The sequence below is a fragment of the Iodidimonas muriae genome (genome assembly GCF_014647255.1).
GTDB classification, from domain to species: domain Bacteria; phylum Pseudomonadota; class Alphaproteobacteria; order Sphingomonadales; family Rhodothalassiaceae; genus Iodidimonas; species Iodidimonas muriae.
In genome coordinates, this window is sequence record NZ_BMOV01000003.1 from 151,703 (window position 1) to 170,338 (window position 18,636).

Genomic DNA, 18,636 nt, shown 5'->3' on the forward strand with positions numbered 1-18,636 from the left:
CTGGCTGAATGAGGACGAGACATGGCGAAATTCACATTGCCGAAAAATTCGAAAGTCACCAAAGGCAAGCATGTGCCCGCCCCCGAAGGGGCCAGCAATGTGCGGCGGTTCAACGTCTATCGCTACAATCCCGACAGTGGCGAAAACCCGCGCATGGACAGCTATGATCTGGATATGGACAAGTGCGGCCCCATGGTTCTGGACGCGCTGATCAAGATCAAGAACGAGGTGGATACAACCCTCACCTTCCGCCGCTCCTGCCGCGAAGGGGTGTGCGGGTCTTGCGCCATGAATATCAATGGCACCAACACCCTTGCCTGCACTTTGGCGCTTGATGATGTGAAGGGCGATGTGGCGATCCATCCGTTGCCGCACATGCCGATCATCAAGGATCTGGTGCCGGACATGTCGAATTTCTATGCGCAATATGAATCCATTGAGCCATGGCTGAAAACCACCTCCCCCGATCCTGCGGGTAAGGAACGGCTGCAATCCCATGAAGACCGCACCAAGATCGATGGTCTTTATGAATGTATCCTATGCGCCTGTTGCTCCACATCCTGCCCCAGCTATTGGTGGAATTCCGATCGCTATCTGGGCCCGGCGGCGCTGTTGCAGGCCTATCGCTGGATTGCCGACAGCCGCGATGAAATGGCTGGCGAACGGCTGGATGATCTGGAAGATCCCTTCCGGCTTTATCGCTGCCACACCATCATGAACTGCACCAATGTGTGCCCCAAGGGTCTCAACCCCGCCAAGGCCATTGCGGAAATCAAAAAACTGATGGTCGAACGGCAAATCTAAAGCCAACGCACCGATCCCCATATAAAAAGGCCGTAGCACGAAAATGCTGCGGCCTTTTTTCGTGGCTTATCCGCCCCTGCTTATGTGCTGGGCGAACGGGCATCCCGGCGATTGGGTCCACATATTTGATCACTGGCATTATAGCCGCGATGCCTCAGAATCCCCCTGTCCTGCCTTGGCGCTCGAATGCGGCCCGACGGGGCTTCTATCTTTTGAAATATCCGGTTCATGGGTCCACCCTTTCGTTTATACGATCGACACAGCTCCTATTTCCAAAGCCAAAAATATATAATTCCGATAGAAATAGATGGATTGTTTTGTAACAAGAAACAAAGAATCACTCTCACCTTGCCATTGGCTCCGATCCGGCTCATATCCTATGGCACAGACCATTCCCGATATGACGAGGACCACAGGCCGATCATGACAAACACCACCGACCAATCCCGCCCCAAAGCCACGGCCCGACAAAGATTCCTGACCGAGCTAGGCCCGCTTTTGGTGTTTTTCCTTGTGAATTGGCAGATGGATATTTTCGCCGCCACGGGGGCGTTCATGGCCGCCATGCTGATGGCCATGGCCTATAGCTGGCACGCGACAAAGCATATTGCGCCGATGATGTGGGTATCCACGGCTCTTGTGGTGGTGTTCGGCGGGCTCACGCTATGGCTTCATGATGATACGTTCATCAAGCTAAAGCCCACCATCATCTATATTTTCTTCGCCACCATCTTGATGACGGGGCTGTGGTTCGGGCGGGTGTTTTTGCGCACGGTGCTGGGGGCCGCCTTCCCGCCCATGACAGACCGCGGCTGGACCATTCTCACCCGCAATTGGGCGCTGTTCTTTATCGGGATGGCAATTTTGAATGAACTTGTGTGGCGCAATTTCTCAACAGACAACTGGGTTGCCTTCAAAACCTTCGGGGCAATCCCGCTGACCTTTGTGTTCGCCCTTGCGCAAGCCCCCGTTCTCAGCAGACATCATCTCCCCGATGATGCACCAACAACAGAAACCGAAGCGAATTAAATGATCCGCCGCATATGAAAGGCTGCCCCTAGGCCCAGGCATCCATAGCTTTAGCCATTTTGATATCCCTTTCAGACAGCCCATCGGCATCATGGGTGCTCAAGGTGACATCCACCTTATTATAAACATTGAACCATTCAGGGTGGTGGTCCATCTTTTCCGCCAACAGCGCCACCCGGCTCATGAACCCGAAAGCCGCATTGAAATCGCTGAACTGGAAGATTTTGCGGATTGCATCACGGCCTTCCACCTGTTCCCATCCCGAAAGGCTGGCCAGTGCTTCTTCTCGCGCTGCGCCACTTAATGCCTTGACCATAGAGCCATCTCCTTCTTGTGGTCGTCTCACCAATAAAGCGGCACAGTGGGCGATCAAGGATTGGCAATCAAGCCTTTGCGGATAGCCCCCGGACACACCGCGTCTTTTTCTACGCAGCATGCCCGGGGTCACGGGAGAACAATGCGGCCTTAGCGCCCAAGAGAGGCGCCCATCAGCATCCGCGCCATGGCAACAAGATCGGCTTTTTGCAATTGGGAAATAGCCACATCCACCTTATCGGCAGCCAGACGCAAAGCCCGCGCCGACTCTCTGAAACGTTCGCCGGTTTCTTTGATGTTTTTGCAATCAATGCTCAAACTCGCCAGATCCGAACGGGCTTTATGATAGCTATGGGAAAACACTTCAAAGTCTGCCACGACCTTTGTGTAGCCGGGCATGTCCCCGGAGACTTCCTGTAATGGAGAATGCGGCACGTGGTACATGCTATTTCCTAATCTCTGCGATCATTTCGCCCGCCGCATAGACGTATCTTTTTCAAAATAGCCTTAGCGCCGGGCGCCCTCTCCAGAGAAAAAGCAAAGAGCGTGCCAGATCACAAAACAAGGAAAATTCTCTCTTTTATGTGATAATATCGAGAAAAATTTGTATTTTTTCGCATTTTGCAATCGACTTTGCGACCCACGCCCTCTCTTTTTTCAAAAACCACATTCATCGCATTTTCATCTTCCGGGCCTATTATGCGTTGATGAGCCGCAGGTTTTCTCACTGTGTCTGCGTATCATATAGGTCAGGTCACATGATCCCCTCTTGTGATTTGGTATTTTCCTCCCTGAACTCGGGCAGTGCGTTGGCACTGCCTTTTTTTTTAGCGCACCGTTATCAGGCTTGAACAAACACAGCATCACAGACAACTTGAGTACGCCGCCGGCGCTGCCATATAGAAAGAGCCAATCAGGAAAGGGAGTGATTGTGGTATCGGTATTGTTTGTGTGCATGGGGAATATCTGCCGCTCCCCCATGGCGGAAGGGGCCTTTCGCGCCCGCGCCAAAGCTATCGGGCTACTTGAAAAAAGCCATGGCATTTTCGTCGATTCCGCTGGCACCACCCATTATCATGCAGGGCAATCCCCCGATCCGCGCGCCATCGCCCTGACCAGCCGCTTGGGCTTTTCCATCAAAAACCAACGCGCCCGGCAAGCCCTTGCCTCCGATTTCGAAACATTCGACTATATTTTGGCGATGGACCGCGACAATCTTCATTATCTGGAAGGCATCGCCCCCGAACAGCACCGGCACAAGCTCTCCTTGATGCTGTCCCATGCCCCCCAAGTTCGACTGGATGAAGTCCCCGACCCTTATTATGGCGGCGACGAGGGCTTCGAGCGATGCTTTCGTCTGATTGATCAGGCTGCCCAAGCGGTATTGGATAAAATTCTTGCCAAACATTTCCCCGATCATGGGCGAAACGTCCCTTGATCGGCGCCAAGAACATCACAGACTAAGCAATAAGTCAGGCTTGCTCAAAAGCGCCCGCTCTTCCATGCTGCTCTTTCATAATAACCGAGGAGGCGACAATGATCGGCTATGTCACAATCGGCACCAATGATCTGGATAAAGCGGCCCCGTTTTTCGATACGCTTCTGGGGCTAATGGGCGGCACGCGCATGATGGAAGGCGACGGTTTCATTGCCTGGAGCAAAGGCCAGGACGGCGCCGGCCTTGGGGTCACGAAACCCTTTGATGGCAAGCCCGCAACCGTTGGCAATGGCGTGATGGTGGCACTGGAAGCCAAATCCCGCGACGAAGTGGATGCCCTTTATAAAAAAGCGCTTGAATTGGGGGCCCGCGACGAAGGGGCGCCGGGCGAGCGTATGGAAGGCTTTTATGCCGGATATTTCCGCGATCTGGACGGCAATAAATTCAATGTCTTCCATATGAAAATCGACTGAATGGCCGGATCGACGACACCAATCGCCCTCCGCCCCCATCGGGCTTGACAGGGGCGGACGGAAAGGGCTTTGTCGCCGCCATGATCGATACCATAAAAACACCGGATAGTGTGGTGGGCTGGGTGGGGCGCATACCCCGCCCAGTGCGCCCCTATCTGCGCTTGATGCGCGCCGACCGTCCGGCAGGGTTCTGGTTGCTGATGTGGCCCGCATGGTGGTCCACAGCCTTTGCCCTGCCACCAAACGCCCCCGATTTCTGGCTATTTTGTGCCTTGTTTTTCATTGGCTCCATCGTCATGCGGGGCGCAGGGTGCACATGGAACGATATTGTCGATCGCAAGCTGGATAAAGCCGTGGCCCGCACCGCCTTGCGCCCTATTCCTGCGGGCGAGGTTACGGTGCAAAAGGCCATTCTATTTGCCATCGTCCTCAGCCTTTCGGGATTTGCTGTTCTGGTACAGCTCAACAGCTTTGCCATCTTGCTGGGCGTTTTGTCGCTGATTCCGGTAACGATCTATCCCTTTGCCAAGCGCATCACCAACTGGCCGCAAGCCGTTTTGGGCCTGACCTTCAATTGGGGGGCCTTGATGGGCTGGGCCGCCGCTTTTGGAACGCTTGGCCCCGTCCCCTTGCTGCTTTATGCGGGGTGCCTGTTCTGGACCTTGGGCTATGATACCATCTACGCCCATCAGGATAAGGCGGACGATGCCATTGTCGGTGTAAAATCAACCGCGTTGAAGCTGGGAGATCAATCGGCCCGCTGGATCGCCGGCTTTTATCTGGTTTTCCTGATTGCCACCGGATTTGCCGGTTCTCTGGCTGGCTTTGGCTGGGGCTGGTGGCCGGGGCTGGTGGCTTTGGCGGGCCATCTGGGCTGGCAAGTGATCCGCCTTGATATCGACGATCCACAGCGTTGCCTTTCCCTTTTCCGTGCCAATTCCTGGGTGGGCTGGATCGTGTTTCTTTCTGCGATTGCCGGAAAACTCACAGCCTCGTGAGGCCGCACGCCCCGATAAAAGGGCATACCGACGATCTTTTTTACGCAATTCGGCCTTGTGGCATTGCAACATGAGCGCTAGGAAAAGAGCCATCCGGCGGCCCCTTTCCGCCTATCTTATTTTCGTATCAGGAGTGCAGTTATGGACCTCTCTAAAATTGCCATTGGCGAAAACCCACCTTGGGATATCAATGCCATCATTGAGGTGCCTGTTGGCTCCGAACCGGTGAAATATGAGTTGGACAAAGAGTCCGGCGCTTTGTTTGTGGATCGCATCTTGCACACTGCCATGCGCTATCCGTGCAATTACGGCTTTATTCCCCACACTTTGGCAGAAGATGGCGATCCGGTGGACATCATGGTGGCCAACCGCACGCCGGTGGTACCCGGCGCGGTGATGCGCTGCCGCCCGATCGGCGTTTTGGAAATGGAAGACGATGGCGGCATTGATGCCAAGGTTCTGGTGCTTCCTGTCGATAAGCTGCACCCCTTTTACAAGGGCCTGACAAGCTATAAGGAACTGCCGCAGATCCTGCTGGACCAGATTACCCATTTCTTCAAGCATTATAAAGATCTTGAAAGCGATAAATGGACCAAGATCACCGGCTGGAAAGATGCCGATGTGGCGGCCGAAACCATTGTCAAAGCCATCGAGCGCGCAAAGGGATAATCCCCTTTCCCTCGTGAGGCATTGCCCGGCCTAAGGCAAAGGGCTATGGCTGGGCCGGACCTGATTTGATCGGAGGCACCGCCCGGCCATGGCTTTTTCCTCTCTGCGCGATTTCATCGACCATCTGGAACGCACCGGTGATCTGGTGCGGGTTTCGGAACCTGTTTCCACCCATCTGGAGATGACAGAAATCCAGACCCGCGTTATTGCCGAAGGCGGGCCGGCGATTCTGTTTGAAAATGTGCATGATGAACATGGAAAACCTGCCACAATGCCGGTTCTGGTGAACCTTTATGGCACTGTGGCCCGCGTTGCCGGGGCCATTGGCCGCACGCCGGACCAACTGCGCGAAGTGGGGGAAACCCTTGCCTTTCTGCGCCAGCCCGAACCACCAAAAGGCCTGCGCCAAGCGTGGGAATTGCTTCCCTTGGCCAAACAGGTTCTGGCAATGCGGCCCAAATCCGTGCGCCGCGCCCTCTGCCAAGAGCAGGTGTTTACCGGCGACGACATCAATCTTGATCGCCTGCCCATTCAAGGCTGTTGGCCCAATGAGCCGGCGCCTTTGATCACATGGCCGCTGGTTGTCACCAAAGGACCAACAGACAAGGCCGAAGACAATTACAATCTTGGCATCTACCGCATGCAGAAGCTGGATCAAAAACGCACCCTGATGCGCTGGCTCAAGCATCGCGGTGGCGCACAGCAATATGGCCGCTGGGCGAAAGAAAAGCGCGAACCCTTGCCCGCTGCTGTGGTCATCGGTGCCGATCCGGGCACTACTCTGGCGGCGGTGACGCCTGTTCCCGATACGCTTTCGGAATATCAATTTGCCGGATTGTTACGCGGCAAGCCGGTAGAGCTGGTGGACTGTAAAACCGTTCCCTTGCAAGTGCCCGCCAATGCCGAGATCGTACTGGAAGGCCATGTCAGCCTTGAAGACTATGGCGATGAAGGGCCTTATGGCGACCATACGGGCTATTATAATTCCGTCGAGCCATTTCCGGTGTTCACCCTAAGCGCCATCACCATGCGCCGCGATCCCATCTATCTCAGCACCTATACCGGCCGCCCACCCGATGAACCCAGCGTTTTGGGCGAAGCCCTGAACGAAGTGTTCATTCCGCTGATCCGCCAACAATTCCCCGAAATTACCGACTTCTGGTTGCCGCCGGAGGGCTGCTCCTACCGCATCGCCGTTGTCAGCATGAAGAAAGCCTATGCGGGCCATGCCAAGCGGGTGATGATGGGGGTCTGGTCTTATCTGCGCCAGTTTATGTACACCAAATTCGTGATTGTGGTGGATGACGATATCGACGCCCGTTCATGGGCCGATGTGATGTGGGCCATGTCCACCCGCATGGACCCGGTGCGCGATACCACCATGGTGGAAGGCACCCCCATCGATTATCTGGATTTTGCGTCTCCCGTTTCCGGCCTTGGCGGCAAGATCGGATTTGATGCCACCAACAAGCTGCCGGGCGAAACAAACCGGGAATGGGGCCGGGAGATCGCTATGGAAACCGATATCGTGGATCAGGTCACGGAAAAATGGTCCCGCCTTGGCCTGCCCGGCACAGGCACACCCATCTGGAAAGGCGCAAAAAAGACCTCCTAACATCAAGCTGTCCCATAACGCTCCACCACCTCATAGGCGGCGGCTTCATGGCCCAAATGGCTTTGAAACAAGGTGATATGGGAGATATCAAAGGCTTGGGAGGAAAATCCCATATGCTGCGCCACATAGCCCGCGGCCCGCAATGAACGGCCCCTGAACCGCGCCAAGGTGACATGGGGGATATATTTGCGGCTTTCCGGTGCAAGCCCTGCCCTGATCAGCCTTCGGTCAATTTTCTCATGCAAGGCAATCAGCGGGGCGGGATTTGAAACCCCCACATAAAGAATACGGGGTGCGCGCGGTTTTCCGAACAGGCCCATCCCCTGCAGCGTTACGGAAAAAGCGGGGACAGACAAACCCTGAAGGCTTAAGCGCACCTCTTGGGCCGCAACCGGGTCCAGATTGCCGATGAACCGCAAGGTCAGATGCAATTGATCCAAAGCCTGCCAGCGCGCCCCATCAACCCCGCTGCCCATCATAAGAAGCGATTGTTTCACCTCATTTGGCAATTCCAGCCCGACAAACAAGCGAATCATCATAAGGCCCCCTTGGGCGATGGCCGTCTCAGGAAGCATCCCCCATGGAGAGCGCTTTTTCCACATAAGGCAGAATGCGATCAACCATGATGGCAATGCCTTCGGCGGTGGGGTGGATACCGTCGCGCTGATTAAGCGATGGATCTGCGGCCACGCCATCGAGAAAAAACGGATAGAGTGTCACATCATATTTTTCGGCCAGATCGGGGAAAATGCTGTTGAAGCGCTTTTGGTAGTCCGCTCCCATATTCGGGGGGGCCAACATGCCCGCCAAAAGCACGGGGATGCCGCGGCTTTGCACAGCAACAATAAGCGCATCCATATTGGCGCGGGTGATTTCAGGGGCAATGCCGCGCAAGGCATCATTGGCCCCCAATTCCAAAATCACCAGATCAGGGGGGGTATCAAGCGCCGACAAGACCCAATCGAGCCGCGCCCGTCCGCCGGTGCTGGTATCGCCCGACACGCCCGCATTCACCACCTTGACCGAACTGTCAAAATATCCATTCAGGCGGCGCTCAAGCTGGGCAGGAAAGCCCTGCCCCGGCCCCAAGCCATAGCCGGCCATCAGACTATCGCCAAAGCCGACGATCACCGTTTCTTCCCGATCATCCTGGGCTTGGGCACTGTCCATTCGCGCAAACGTGAAGACGGCAAGCCACCCAATCAACAAAGCGGTCGTGTATCGTTTCAACGATGGTTTATATCGGGACCAGCCCATTTCAGGGCATGATGCACGCAGTTTGCTTATTTTCATCATGGAGAAAAAGATGGCGGTGTTGCGCACGATAATCAATCTGCAAAATGTGGACCTGCGCTTAAATAGCGCTGCTGGCCCGGTCCACATCCTGCGCGGCATTGATCTTACGCTCCATGAAGGCGAAACCGTGGGGATTGTCGGCCCATCCGGTTCCGGAAAATCCACCCTGATGGCGGTGATGAGCGGGCTGGAGCAGGTGACCGACGGTTATGTTGAGGTGGATGGCCATGATCTGACCAAAATGGGGGAAGATGCGCTGGCCCTGCATCGGCGCGAACGCATCGGCATTGTTTTACAATCCTTTCACCTGATCCCCACCATGACGGCCCTTGAAAATGTGGCGGTACCCCTGGAGCTTGCCGGGCGCAAAGATGCCTTTGAACGCGCCCGCACAGAGCTTGAACAGGTGGGGCTATCACACCGGTTGGAGCATTATCCCGCACAACTTTCCGGCGGCGAGCAGCAGCGCGTTGCCCTGGCCCGTGCCATGGCCCCCGATCCAGCAATTTTGTTTGCCGATGAACCAACGGGCAATCTGGATACCAAAACAGGGTCCACCATCATCGATTTGATGTTTCAACTGCATGAAGAACGACAAACCACGCTGATCCTTGTAACCCATGATCCGGCCTTGGCGGCCCGCTGTGACCGGGTGTTACATATGGCGGACGGTGTGATTGTCCGGGAAGACCGCGGCATAAACAGCAAAAACGAGGCCGCCCAATGATCGGGCGCTCGCAAACCATGCCTCTGGTTTTGCGCTTTGCCTTGCGGGAAATGCGCGAAGGGCTGCGCGGATTCCGTATTTTTCTTGCCTGCCTTATTCTGGGGATCACCGCCATTGCCGGGGTGGGGTCGCTCAGTGCAGCCTTATTGGCAGGAATGGCCGGTCACAGCCGGGTTTTGCTGGCGGGCGATGCGGAAATTCGCATCCTTCACCACACACTCAGCCCGGAAGACCGCCAATGGATGGAACAGCAAGGGCAGGTATCGCGGTCTCTCACCATGCGCACCAATGCCTTTGCGGAAAAAACCGGCGAGCGCACTTTGGTAGAGCTGCGGGCGGTGGATGATATTTACCCCCATTATGGCCGCTTTGAAACACGCCCTGCCCTTGATCGTGCGGATCTGCTTGGAAAGCAGGACGGACGCTGGGGCATTGCCATTGATGAAACACTCGCGGATCGCTTGAAAATCGCGCTGGGCGACACCATCCGGTTGGGACAGGTGGATTTTACCTTACGGGCCTTCATTGAGAACGAACCGGACCGGGCCAATTTCGGCTTCCAGCTTGGCCCGGCGGTCATTATCAATCTGGCGTCCATCCCCGAAACGGCCTTGGTACAGCCGGGCAGCCTTGTGACCTATGTTTATAAATTACGCCTGCCCGATGCGGTGGATATCAAACAGTGGGCTGAAAATACCCGTGACCGCTTTGACGGCTCCGGCTGGCGTATCCGCACCCATGAAAACTCGGCGCCGCGCATTCGCCGCATCGTCAACCAGATGGGAATTTTTCTGGCACTGGTGGGCTTGACGGCACTTGTGGTCGGCGGCGTGGGCGTGGGCAATGCTGTGCGCGCCTATCTGGACCGTAAAACCGATACCATCGCCACCTTCAAAGTGCTGGGGGCTTCTGGCTGGATGATTTTTGCCATCTATCTGATGCAGGTGATGCTATTGGCTGCCCTTGCGGTTGCCATCGGATTGTTGGTGGGGGCGGGATTGCCCTTTGCCCTGCAAGGCTTTTTAAGCGACCGTCTCCCGGTGCCACCCCAATTCGGGCTATATCCGGCCCCGCTTTTAAGTGCGGCGCTTTATGGGTTTCTCATCACATTGGCGTTCACCATCTGGCCCTTGGGCCGGGCGCGCGATCTTCCGGCGGCACGGCTGTTCCGCAAATTGGTGGCGGGATCGGGTGCGCGACCACGCCGGGTTTATGTGCTGATGCTGGCGCTGACAGTGGCGCTGATTGTGGTGGCAACGCTTTTATTATCACCGCAGCCAAAGCTGGCCATGGGCTTCATGGTTGCCGCGGCGGTGTGTTTGGGCGTGTTGCGCTTTATGGGCTGGCTTTTGATGAAAGCGGCCGCACGGATCAAGCATGTGCGTTCGCCGGGCTTGCGCCTTGCCATCGCCAATCTGTATCGCCCGGGGGCAGCCACTGCCCCTGTGATCGTGTCTTTGGGGCTAGGGCTGACCCTTTTTGCCCTGATGGCGCTGGTGGAAGGCAATATGACCCGCGAAGTGACGGGGCAAATCCCCAAAAGCGCCCCGGCGTTTTTCTTTGTGGATATCCAGCCTTGGCAAATCGATGACTTCATCGAAACCGCCCAAAACATCCCCGGTGTGGCAGCCCTTGAAACCGTGCCATCCTTGCGCGGCACCATCGTCAAAATCAACGATACGCTCGCCGAAGATTGGGATACCAGCAATGGATCGGGCTGGGTTTTGCGCGGTGATCGCAGCCTTAGCTATGCGGTGGACATTCCAAAAGACAATGTGGTGAGCGCAGGCACCTGGTGGCCAAAGGACTATGCGGGCCCGCCGCTGATTTCCTTCTCTGCCGAAGAAGCGCAAGAATTGGGCATAGGCCTTGGGGATCGGCTGACCATTTCTATTCTGGGCCGGGAAATCGAAGGGGAAATCACCTCTTTGCGCGATTTGGAATGGGACAGCTTCCAATTCAATTTCGTGGTGCTGTTTGATCCCAAAACCCTTGCATCTGCGCCCCACAGCTTTATGGCCACCTTGGAAGCCAAAGGAGACGCGGAAGAACGCGCCTACCGCATTTTGACCGACAAATTCCCCAATGTCACAGCGGTGCGCATCCGCGAGGTATTGGCCTCTGTCACCGATATTCTGGGCGATATCGCATCGGCGGTGCGGGCAACCGCTGCCGTCACCATCATCGCCGGTATTCTGGTTCTGGCGGGCGCCATGGCGGCAGGCCATCGCAACCGGGTTTATGATTCGGTGATCCTGAAGGTTTTGGGGGCAACGCGAAAGGATGTGCTGCGCGCCTATTGCCTTGAATATGCTCTGCTGGGTGCCCTGACCGGGCTTGTGGCCCTGGTTCTGGGGGGAATTGGCGGCTATCTGGTGGTGAAGCATGTGCTGGAAATCAATTTTGTGGTGATGCCCGGCATCATGGCGCTGGTGGTGACCTTGTCTGTGCTGGCAACAGTCGCATTTGGACTGATCAGTACATGGGCAGCGCTTTCCGTCCGTCCGGCGCGATTGCTCCGCGCGGCATAAGGATCACGAATTTCTTTCGGTTTTACTTGAAGATCGCGGTGAAGACACCGATATTGGAAACAACATAATGCGCATCTGTTAAGAAGGAAGAGGCGAATAATGGTCCAAAGATTTGAACCGCGCTTTGCTACAGGCCGAGCCCCTGCGCAGACACAGGCCGAGGTCGATGCCGGCCTGCGGTCTTTCATGCTGCGCATCTATAACTATATGACCGGCGGTGTGCTGCTGACCGGTATCATGGCCATGCTGACCTACCGCGTGCCGGCCATGCAGGAAATGCTTTACAATATCGTGCTGACGCCCAGTGGCCCCGCCATTGCCGGCATGACCGGACTTGGCTGGATCGTCACTTTTGCACCGCTTGGCTTTGTGCTGGTGATGTCCTTCGGGATCAACAAACTCTCCGCCAGTGCAGCCCAAGGCTTGTTCTGGGCCTTTTCCGCGGTGATGGGCCTGTCATTGTCGTCGATTTTCTTCACCTATACCGGCGTGTCCATTGCCCGCACCTTCTTTGTGACAGCCGCCACCTTTGGCGCGCTCAGCATTTATGGGTACAGCACCAAACGCAATCTGACCGCCATGGGCAAGTTCCTTTTCATGGGGCTGATCGGCATGCTGATTGCCATGGTGGTAAATATCTTCATCGGCTCGTCAATGATGGATTTCATCATCTCCGCCGCCGGTGTGCTGATTTTCGCAGGCCTTACCGCCTATGACACCCAGCGCCTGAAAAACCTGTATTTCCAGATCGGTGGCAATGGCGAAGCCGTCGCCAAGCACGCCATCATGGGGGCCTTGAACCTGTATCTGGATTTCATCAACTTGTTCTTGTTCCTGTTGCGCTTCATGGGTGCGTCCCGCGACTAAACCTTTTGCGCATAATGATCTGAAACCCGGTCTGGAAACAGGCCGGGTTTTTTTGTGCCTTCCCCCTCTTGCGCGACGCCCTGCTTGTACCATATGGTACATTTACCGAACAGTACAAAAGAGGTTTGCACCATGTCACGCTCCACCCCCAAAGCCGGTTTCCGCCTTGGCATCTATGTGTTCAAGGATGCGGAAATTGTCGATTATGCAGCGCCTTATGGTGTCTTTTCCGTGGCCCGGCGGCTTGATCCCGCTTTGGATGCCTTTTTGATCGCCGATGCCTTGCGCCCTGTACAGACCCAAGCGGGGATGACGGTGCTGCCCAATTACAGCTTTGCCGATGCGCCGGCCATGGATGCCTTTTTGATTCCCGGCGGTTTTGGCACGCGGCAAGAAATGTATAATGGCCGCCTTCACAGCTATATCCGCAGCCTCCCAAGCCAATGCCTGTTGACCAGTGTGTGTACCGGCAGCTGGATTTATGGCCATATGGGCTTGCTGGACGGACTCCCCGCCACCAACCGCAAAGAGCCGGACCGGCTGGAAGCATCGGGTGCTGGCTTGGTTCCCATTGACCGATTAGCACAGATTGCCCCGAAAGCGCAGATCTCGCGGTCACGCGTGGTGGATGCCGGTCGTATCATCACGGCGGGCGGCATTGCCAGTGGTATGGAGATGGGCTTTTATCTGTTGGAACGCGCAGGCTATGACCAGAGCTTTATTGAAGATGTGGCGCGAATCATGGAATATGCCGATGCTTATGCTTTGTACCGGTCGGATCGCCACATCATCGACCAGTCATAAGCCCAACCGATTTGCCCGGAACTTGTTAGGAACAGCCCGTGCCCAGCCCCAGCTACGATCATGATGAGGTGATTGCCCGCCTAGGCGAGGTGTTTCGCCATTATGGCTATCATGGTGCCAGCCTATCGCGCATCACCCAGGCAACGGGGTTGGGCAAGGGCAGCCTGTATAATGCCTTCCCCGGCGGCAAAGAAGACATGGCGAATGCGGTGCTGGGCAGCATTGACGACTGGTTTTCAAACACCGTTTTCAGCGTTTTGGAACAACAAGGCGACCCGGCGGCGGCCTTTGCAACCATGTTTGAAGCGGTGCGCCACTATTTCCACAGCGGCCAACGTATCTGCCTGATGGGGGCTTTTGCGATGGATGACAGCCATGATCGTTTTCCCGAACAAATCAGCGGATATTTCGGGCGTTGGTGCGATGCCATGGCGGCCTGCCTTATGCGCGGCGGGCTAAAGCAAGCCCATGCCCAACGATTGGCGCGGGAAACATTGGTGGCCATTCAAGGCGGGCTGGTCTTGGCGCGGGGGCTGGATCATCCGGATGCCTTTATGGAGGCGGTGGCTCATCAGGAAGCGAAAATCACCGCCCTTTTGTCCGCCCGTCAACGCGCCGGATAACGCAAACGCCCCAAAAAGCGGGTCAGCGATGGCAAATTGGCGGTGCTGTTGCGCAAAGAGGCTTTCACCTTTTCAAATTGCATTACATTGTCGATGCGGCGGTCGAGAAACGCCCATGTATCGGCAAATCCTTCGGAACTGTCGGCGATCCAAGCCAGCAAGGTTGAAGAATAAACGGCGCTCAATGTCGCCCGCTTGGTATAGTGATTATAATCGGTGGCCGTATCACCGGCGGCACGCCAGATCACATCCGCCGTGCGCCACAGGCTTTTGGCAGACAAGGCCGCATGTTGCGGAAGGGCCAGCACACCCAATGCCCGCCGCACCGCTTCCCGATGGGGAATGGCCTGTTCCAGCCGGATACGCACCGCTGCGGTGATGCGTTCGCGGATGCGCATGCTTGCCCCGCCACGGCGTTCCAATTCCACCAGCATCATCCGGTCAGCACGGCGCATCATATGCTCGATGGCCTCCAAAGGACCGCCGGGGAACACCAGCCGCGCATAGCCTTCGGGCAAACCAAGTTCAGACGCCGCGCGCTCGATGGCGGTCCATGTCCAGCCATCGAAAGCGGCATGCATCATGGTGCCTTCGATCAGGTCGTCTTGCCATTCCTGTGGCGTACGATCGGTGGATGTGGTCATGGATGGCTCCTTTATTTGCACCCTATCGCTGCATATGATCCGCAGCAAGCGCCGTCCCTTTTGTTTGCCTTGGCTATTCGTAAATCGTTCAGGATGTGTTATAAGTGAGATACGAGATCAAAGCACCTGTGGTTTTCGTGCACCATTTATCGGCGGCACGGAACCTTTTTTCGTATCAGGCGTTATCTGACTTGTCCTCGCGCGCGTCCTTGTGGTATCGGGGCGAGCGTTTTGGGTGACTCTGTCAGTGTGCGCCCATTAATTTGGCCCACAGAAGACGCTGCTGGCCAGCCCAAAAGACCAGATAGGAGAGACCGACCACATGCAAGTTACCGTTCGGGACAACAATGTTGATCAAGCCCTGCGCGCGCTCAAAAAGAAGCTGCAGCGCGAAGGCGTTTATCGTGAAATGAAGCTGCGCCGCTTTTATGAAAAGCCGTCCGAGCGCCGCGCTCGTGAGCAGGCTGCTGCTGTACGCCGCGCCCGCAAGCTGGAGCGCAAGCGTGCCGAGCGTGACGGCGTCCGGTAAAACGCTGTCCCCTTTGGGTTGATAGCAAAAAGCCGCCTTACCATTTGGTAGGGCGGCTTTTTTTGTGCCATCGCAATGCATCATCCCGGACCGAAAACAACCTTCACCATTTGGCCTTGGCTTTGGCCTTATGGGTGCGGGTGCCCGGACGGCCAGCGGTGGACCGCCCCTTGCCGGACGCTGCCGGACGGTCTGCATCCCCTGGATGCAATTTGGTCAGGGCTCCGGATAAAATTCCGAGATCCGCATCTTCCAAGCGCTTCAATTCATCGCGCAGCCGGGCCGCTTCTTCAAATTCCAGATTGCCCGCCGCTTCCCGCATGCGTTTTTCCAGATCGGCAATCACCGTTTTCAGATTGTCGCCGGTACGGTGCAGGGACTCATCCACGCCGGTATCCACCGTCATATAATCCGCATTGGCCACATGGGCCATCACATCGGAAATACCGCGCTTGATGCTTTGCGGCGTAATGTTATGCGCCTCGTTATAAGCCACCTGCTTTGTGCGGCGGCGTTCGGTTTCCGCCAAAGCGCGCTCGATCGAGCCGGTGCGCTTGTCCGCATAGAGAATCACCCGGCCATCCACATTACGCGCCGCGCGGCCAATGGTTTGCACCAAGGACGTTTCGGAGCGCAAAAAGCCTTCCTTATCGGCATCCAATATGGCGACCAGCCCACATTCGGGGATATCCAGCCCCTCACGCAGCAGATTGATCCCGACCAGCACATCATAAACGCCAAGGCGCAGATCGCGGATCAGTTCGATTCGTTCCACCGTATCGATATCGGAATGCATATAGCGCACACGAATACCGTTTTCGTGCAGATATTCCGTCAGATCCTCTGCCATGCGCTTGGTCAAGGTGGTGGCCAGAACCCGCAGGCCGCGCTTTGCCATCTCGTGGGTTTCGCGCATCAGGTCATCCACCTGATGCTCTACCGGACGGATTTCCACCGGCGGGTCCACAAGGCCGGTGGGGCGGATCACCTGTTCGGCGAACACACCGCCCGTCTGCTCCATTTCCCAAGGACCGGGCGTTGCCGATACGAACAGCGATTGCGGCCGCATAGCATCCCATTCTTCAAACCTTAGCGGGCGATTATCCACACAGGCAGGCAAGCGGAATCCAAACTCCGCCAATGTTGCCTTGCGCTTTAAATCGCCCCGCGCCATGCCATTGATCTGCGGCACGGTGACATGGCTTTCATCCACGAACAAAAGCGCATTATCGGGCAGATATTCAAACAAGGTGGGCGGTGGCTCCCCGGGATTGCGCCCCGATAAATAGCGCGAATAATTTTCAATCCCCGGACAAGCGCCGGTGGCCATCATCATTTCCAAATCGAACTGGGTGCGCTGTTCCAGCCGTTGCGCCTCCAAAAGCTTGCCCTCTTCGGTAAAGCGTTTCACCTGCGCCAACATATCGGCTTTGATCTGGATAACGGCCTGATCCAGAGTCGGTTTCGGCGTCACATAATGGGAATTGGCGTAAAGCTTGATCTCTTCCAGACCACGAAATTTCTCACCGGTCAGAGGATCGAATTCCTGAATACTTTCCACCTCGTCGCCAAACATGGACAGCCGCCACGCCCGGTCTTCCAGATGCGAGGGGAAAATCTCGATCACATCACCGCGTACGCGAAAAGCCCCACGCTGGAAGGCCTGATCATTGCGCTTATATTGCAAAGCCACAAGCTGACGCAGCAATGCGCGATTGTCGATCTCATCGCCAAGGGCGATTTTCAGCGTCATATTGGAATAGGTTTCCACCGAGCCAATGCCATAAATGCACGACACGGAGGCAACGATAATCACATCATCGCGTTCCAAAAGCGCCCGCGTGGCGGAATGGCGCATGCGATCGATCTGCTCATTGATGGTGGATTCTTTTTCAATGAAGGTATCGGTGCGCGGCACATAGGCTTCGGGCTGATAATAATCATAATAGCTGACGAAATATTCCACCGCATTATCGGGGAAGAAGCTTTTGAACTCCCCATAAAGCTGTGCCGCCAGTGTTTTGTTGGGGGCCAGAATCAGGGTGGGTCTTTGGCTAGCAGCGATCACCTGCGCCATCGTGAAGGTTTTGCCCGATCCCGTAACCCCCAAAAGCACCTGGTTTTGCTCATTATTGCCAAAGCCTTTTAAAAGCTCGGCAATGGCGGTGGGTTGGTCGCCGGCGGGCTCATAGTCGCACGTCAGCCGAAACCGGATACCGCCTTCGGACTTTTCCGGGCGCACCGGCTTTTTCGGGATAAACACATGGGGATTGGTATGGGGCTGTGATGCTGACATGTGACAATAATGGGGCGGCACCTTCAGGAAAGAAAGAGGCGACGAAAAAGAATCCGCCCCCCGATTCTATACCGGAGGGCGGACAGAACATTCTTGAAATCAGGCGTAATGCCTAAATGACCCCGCTATTGCGGCAGGATCTGAGCCACAACCCGCTCAACACGCGGCAGAATATGCGGAATTGCTTCTTCTTCAGCCATATTCATCTGATTGGCCCAAGCAGACAGGCGCACACCATGCGGGAAATAGTTGCTTGTTCGAGTAGAACTGGCGCTGGAGCTGTTACCGCTGCGTTGGCTGCCACCAGATGCCATACGTGCATTGCTGGCGCCAGCCCCGTCCAGACGATCACTGCTGGATCCGGTTTCTATGGTAAATTCAACCGGAGTTTCACTATATTCCTCAAGCACGAAATCAATGATCATCGCCCATTCGCGCGGTCGTGAGGCATTGGCGATACCAAGGCCCATCAAGCTGCCTGCAGTTCCCCCAATGACACTGGACGCATTGTTGCCCATCACAGTGTCAGCAAGCGCATAGGTTCCAATGCCCGTGGCTGCACCAGAGATAATGCCCATACCGGCTGCGGCGCCAAGCCCACCCGATTCCGGCTCAACCTCACCAAAAAAGCGGAGATCTCCGCGCAGACGGAATTTGGCCTTTTCCGGATCATTGACCAACACCCAACCCAAGGAAGAGGCACCTGCACGCAATTGATTACGAAGATCAACATTCGCATCGCTCAGATTACGGAAAGAAATATAAACTGTTTTATCTTCGGCTCGCGGCGGATCAAGCTGCGGCGGTGCCACCACCCATGATGTACCACTCCGTGCCTCTGAATATTTATTGGCGGTTATTTTACCAAGTCCACGTGACACATCTGTGCAAGCGGCTGTTAAACCAAGCATGCCAACAAGCAAGATTGACGTAAAAGATCTATTGAACACAAGACCCCCCTTTGTTTCATGATATGGT

General features: G+C 55.8%; 20 protein-coding genes. 13 read left to right on the forward strand and 7 right to left on the reverse strand.

Translation table 11 applies throughout. The annotated features are described in order from the left end of the window. Nucleotides 1-21: 21 nt before the first annotated feature. Together IEX96_RS05635 and IEX96_RS05640 are read left to right on the forward strand one after the other, a co-directional pair. On the forward strand, nucleotides 22-804 hold the full coding sequence (locus IEX96_RS05635) for a succinate dehydrogenase iron-sulfur subunit (RefSeq protein WP_150004993.1): 783 nt from the start codon (nucleotides 22-24) through the stop codon (nucleotides 802-804). Nucleotides 805-1,227: 423 nt separating this feature from the next. Continuing rightward, on the forward strand, nucleotides 1,228-1,833 hold the full coding sequence (locus IEX96_RS05640; protein WP_150004992.1) for a septation protein A: 606 nt from the start codon (nucleotides 1,228-1,230) through the stop codon (nucleotides 1,831-1,833). A 28-nt stretch (nucleotides 1,834-1,861) separates the two neighbouring features. Here IEX96_RS05640 and IEX96_RS05645 read toward each other — a convergent pair whose 3' ends face one another. Further along, the gene (locus IEX96_RS05645) at nucleotides 1,862-2,149 is read right to left on the reverse strand and encodes a 4a-hydroxytetrahydrobiopterin dehydratase (RefSeq protein ID WP_150005039.1); all 288 of its coding nucleotides are present in this window, start codon (nucleotides 2,147-2,149) and stop codon (nucleotides 1,862-1,864) included. Between the two features lie 149 nt (nucleotides 2,150-2,298). After that, entirely contained in the window at nucleotides 2,299-2,547 is a 249-nt protein-coding gene (locus tag IEX96_RS05650) for a hypothetical protein (protein WP_150004991.1), read from the reverse strand. Nucleotides 2,548-3,079: 532 nt separating this feature from the next. Between IEX96_RS05650 and IEX96_RS05655 the strand changes: the two genes are divergently transcribed. The 5 genes from IEX96_RS05655 to IEX96_RS05675 all read left to right on the forward strand — a co-directional run bounded on the left by IEX96_RS05655 (nucleotide 3,080) and on the right by IEX96_RS05675 (nucleotide 7,341). Then, the gene (locus IEX96_RS05655) at nucleotides 3,080-3,586 is read left to right on the forward strand and encodes a low molecular weight protein-tyrosine-phosphatase (protein WP_150004990.1); all 507 of its coding nucleotides are present in this window, start codon (nucleotides 3,080-3,082) and stop codon (nucleotides 3,584-3,586) included. A 98-nt stretch (nucleotides 3,587-3,684) separates the two neighbouring features. Next, nucleotides 3,685-4,059 carry a VOC family protein gene (locus IEX96_RS05660; RefSeq protein WP_150004989.1) on the forward strand — a complete coding sequence of 125 codons (375 nt, stop codon included), beginning with the start codon at nucleotides 3,685-3,687 and terminating at the stop codon, nucleotides 4,057-4,059. Nucleotides 4,060-4,139: 80 nt separating this feature from the next. Next, the gene (ubiA, locus tag IEX96_RS05665; RefSeq protein WP_188873606.1) at nucleotides 4,140-5,057 is read left to right on the forward strand and encodes a 4-hydroxybenzoate octaprenyltransferase; all 918 of its coding nucleotides are present in this window, start codon (nucleotides 4,140-4,142) and stop codon (nucleotides 5,055-5,057) included. Between the two features lie 141 nt (nucleotides 5,058-5,198). Beyond that, the gene (gene ppa / locus IEX96_RS05670; protein ID WP_150004988.1) at nucleotides 5,199-5,726 is read left to right on the forward strand and encodes an inorganic diphosphatase; all 528 of its coding nucleotides are present in this window, start codon (nucleotides 5,199-5,201) and stop codon (nucleotides 5,724-5,726) included. Between the two features lie 88 nt (nucleotides 5,727-5,814). Next, on the forward strand, nucleotides 5,815-7,341 hold the full coding sequence (locus tag IEX96_RS05675) for a UbiD family decarboxylase (protein WP_150004987.1): 1,527 nt from the start codon (nucleotides 5,815-5,817) through the stop codon (nucleotides 7,339-7,341). A gap of 2 nt (nucleotides 7,342-7,343) precedes the next feature. Here IEX96_RS05675 and thpR read toward each other — a convergent pair whose 3' ends face one another. Both thpR and IEX96_RS05685 read right to left on the reverse strand, forming a co-directional pair. Continuing rightward, complete coding sequence (thpR, locus tag IEX96_RS05680) at nucleotides 7,344-7,880, reverse strand: RNA 2',3'-cyclic phosphodiesterase (protein WP_188873607.1); 537 nt, start codon at nucleotides 7,878-7,880, stop codon at nucleotides 7,344-7,346. A 25-nt stretch (nucleotides 7,881-7,905) separates the two neighbouring features. Then, entirely contained in the window at nucleotides 7,906-8,511 is a 606-nt protein-coding gene (locus IEX96_RS05685) for an arylesterase (RefSeq protein WP_229773560.1), read from the reverse strand. Nucleotides 8,512-8,647: 136 nt separating this feature from the next. Here IEX96_RS05685 and IEX96_RS05690 point away from each other — a divergent pair, with 136 nt between their 5' ends. From IEX96_RS05690 to IEX96_RS05710, 5 genes are all read left to right on the forward strand, one after another. Next, complete coding sequence (locus IEX96_RS05690) at nucleotides 8,648-9,364, forward strand: ABC transporter ATP-binding protein (RefSeq protein WP_210431897.1); 717 nt, start codon at nucleotides 8,648-8,650, stop codon at nucleotides 9,362-9,364. After that, entirely contained in the window at nucleotides 9,361-11,895 is a 2,535-nt protein-coding gene (locus IEX96_RS05695; RefSeq protein WP_150004984.1) for an ABC transporter permease, read from the forward strand. The genes IEX96_RS05690 and IEX96_RS05695 overlap by 4 nt, the downstream gene beginning before the upstream one ends. A 99-nt stretch (nucleotides 11,896-11,994) precedes the next feature. After that, complete coding sequence (locus IEX96_RS05700; protein ID WP_150001148.1) at nucleotides 11,995-12,762, forward strand: Bax inhibitor-1/YccA family protein; 768 nt, start codon at nucleotides 11,995-11,997, stop codon at nucleotides 12,760-12,762. 132 nt (nucleotides 12,763-12,894) lie between these two features. Next, the gene (locus IEX96_RS05705) at nucleotides 12,895-13,566 is read left to right on the forward strand and encodes a DJ-1/PfpI family protein (protein ID WP_150004983.1); all 672 of its coding nucleotides are present in this window, start codon (nucleotides 12,895-12,897) and stop codon (nucleotides 13,564-13,566) included. Nucleotides 13,567-13,604: 38 nt separating this feature from the next. After that, a complete protein-coding gene (locus IEX96_RS05710) occupies nucleotides 13,605-14,189 on the forward strand; it encodes a TetR/AcrR family transcriptional regulator (RefSeq protein WP_150004982.1) in 585 nt (194 codons plus the stop codon). Here IEX96_RS05710 and IEX96_RS05715 read toward each other — a convergent pair. Next, nucleotides 14,174-14,833 (reverse strand): COQ9 family protein, encoded by a 660-nt coding sequence (locus IEX96_RS05715; RefSeq protein ID WP_150004981.1) that lies wholly within the window; start codon nucleotides 14,831-14,833, stop codon nucleotides 14,174-14,176. The genes IEX96_RS05710 and IEX96_RS05715 overlap by 16 nt on opposite strands. Nucleotides 14,834-15,155: 322 nt before the next feature. On the opposite strand from IEX96_RS05715, the gene rpsU reads away from it, so the two are divergent. Then, nucleotides 15,156-15,362, forward strand: a complete 207-nt coding sequence (rpsU, locus tag IEX96_RS05720) for a 30S ribosomal protein S21 (RefSeq protein ID WP_150001145.1) — start codon at nucleotides 15,156-15,158, stop codon at nucleotides 15,360-15,362. A 103-nt stretch (nucleotides 15,363-15,465) separates the two neighbouring features. Here the strand turns inward: rpsU and uvrB are convergent, their stop codons facing one another. Together uvrB and traT are read right to left on the reverse strand one after the other, a co-directional pair. After that, on the reverse strand, nucleotides 15,466-17,658 hold the full coding sequence (uvrB, locus tag IEX96_RS05725; protein ID WP_188873608.1) for an excinuclease ABC subunit UvrB: 2,193 nt from the start codon (nucleotides 17,656-17,658) through the stop codon (nucleotides 15,466-15,468). 125 nt (nucleotides 17,659-17,783) lie between these two features. Further along, entirely contained in the window at nucleotides 17,784-18,473 is a 690-nt protein-coding gene (gene traT / locus IEX96_RS05730) for a complement resistance protein TraT (protein ID WP_188873609.1), read from the reverse strand. Nucleotides 18,474-18,636 lie beyond the last annotated feature (163 nt).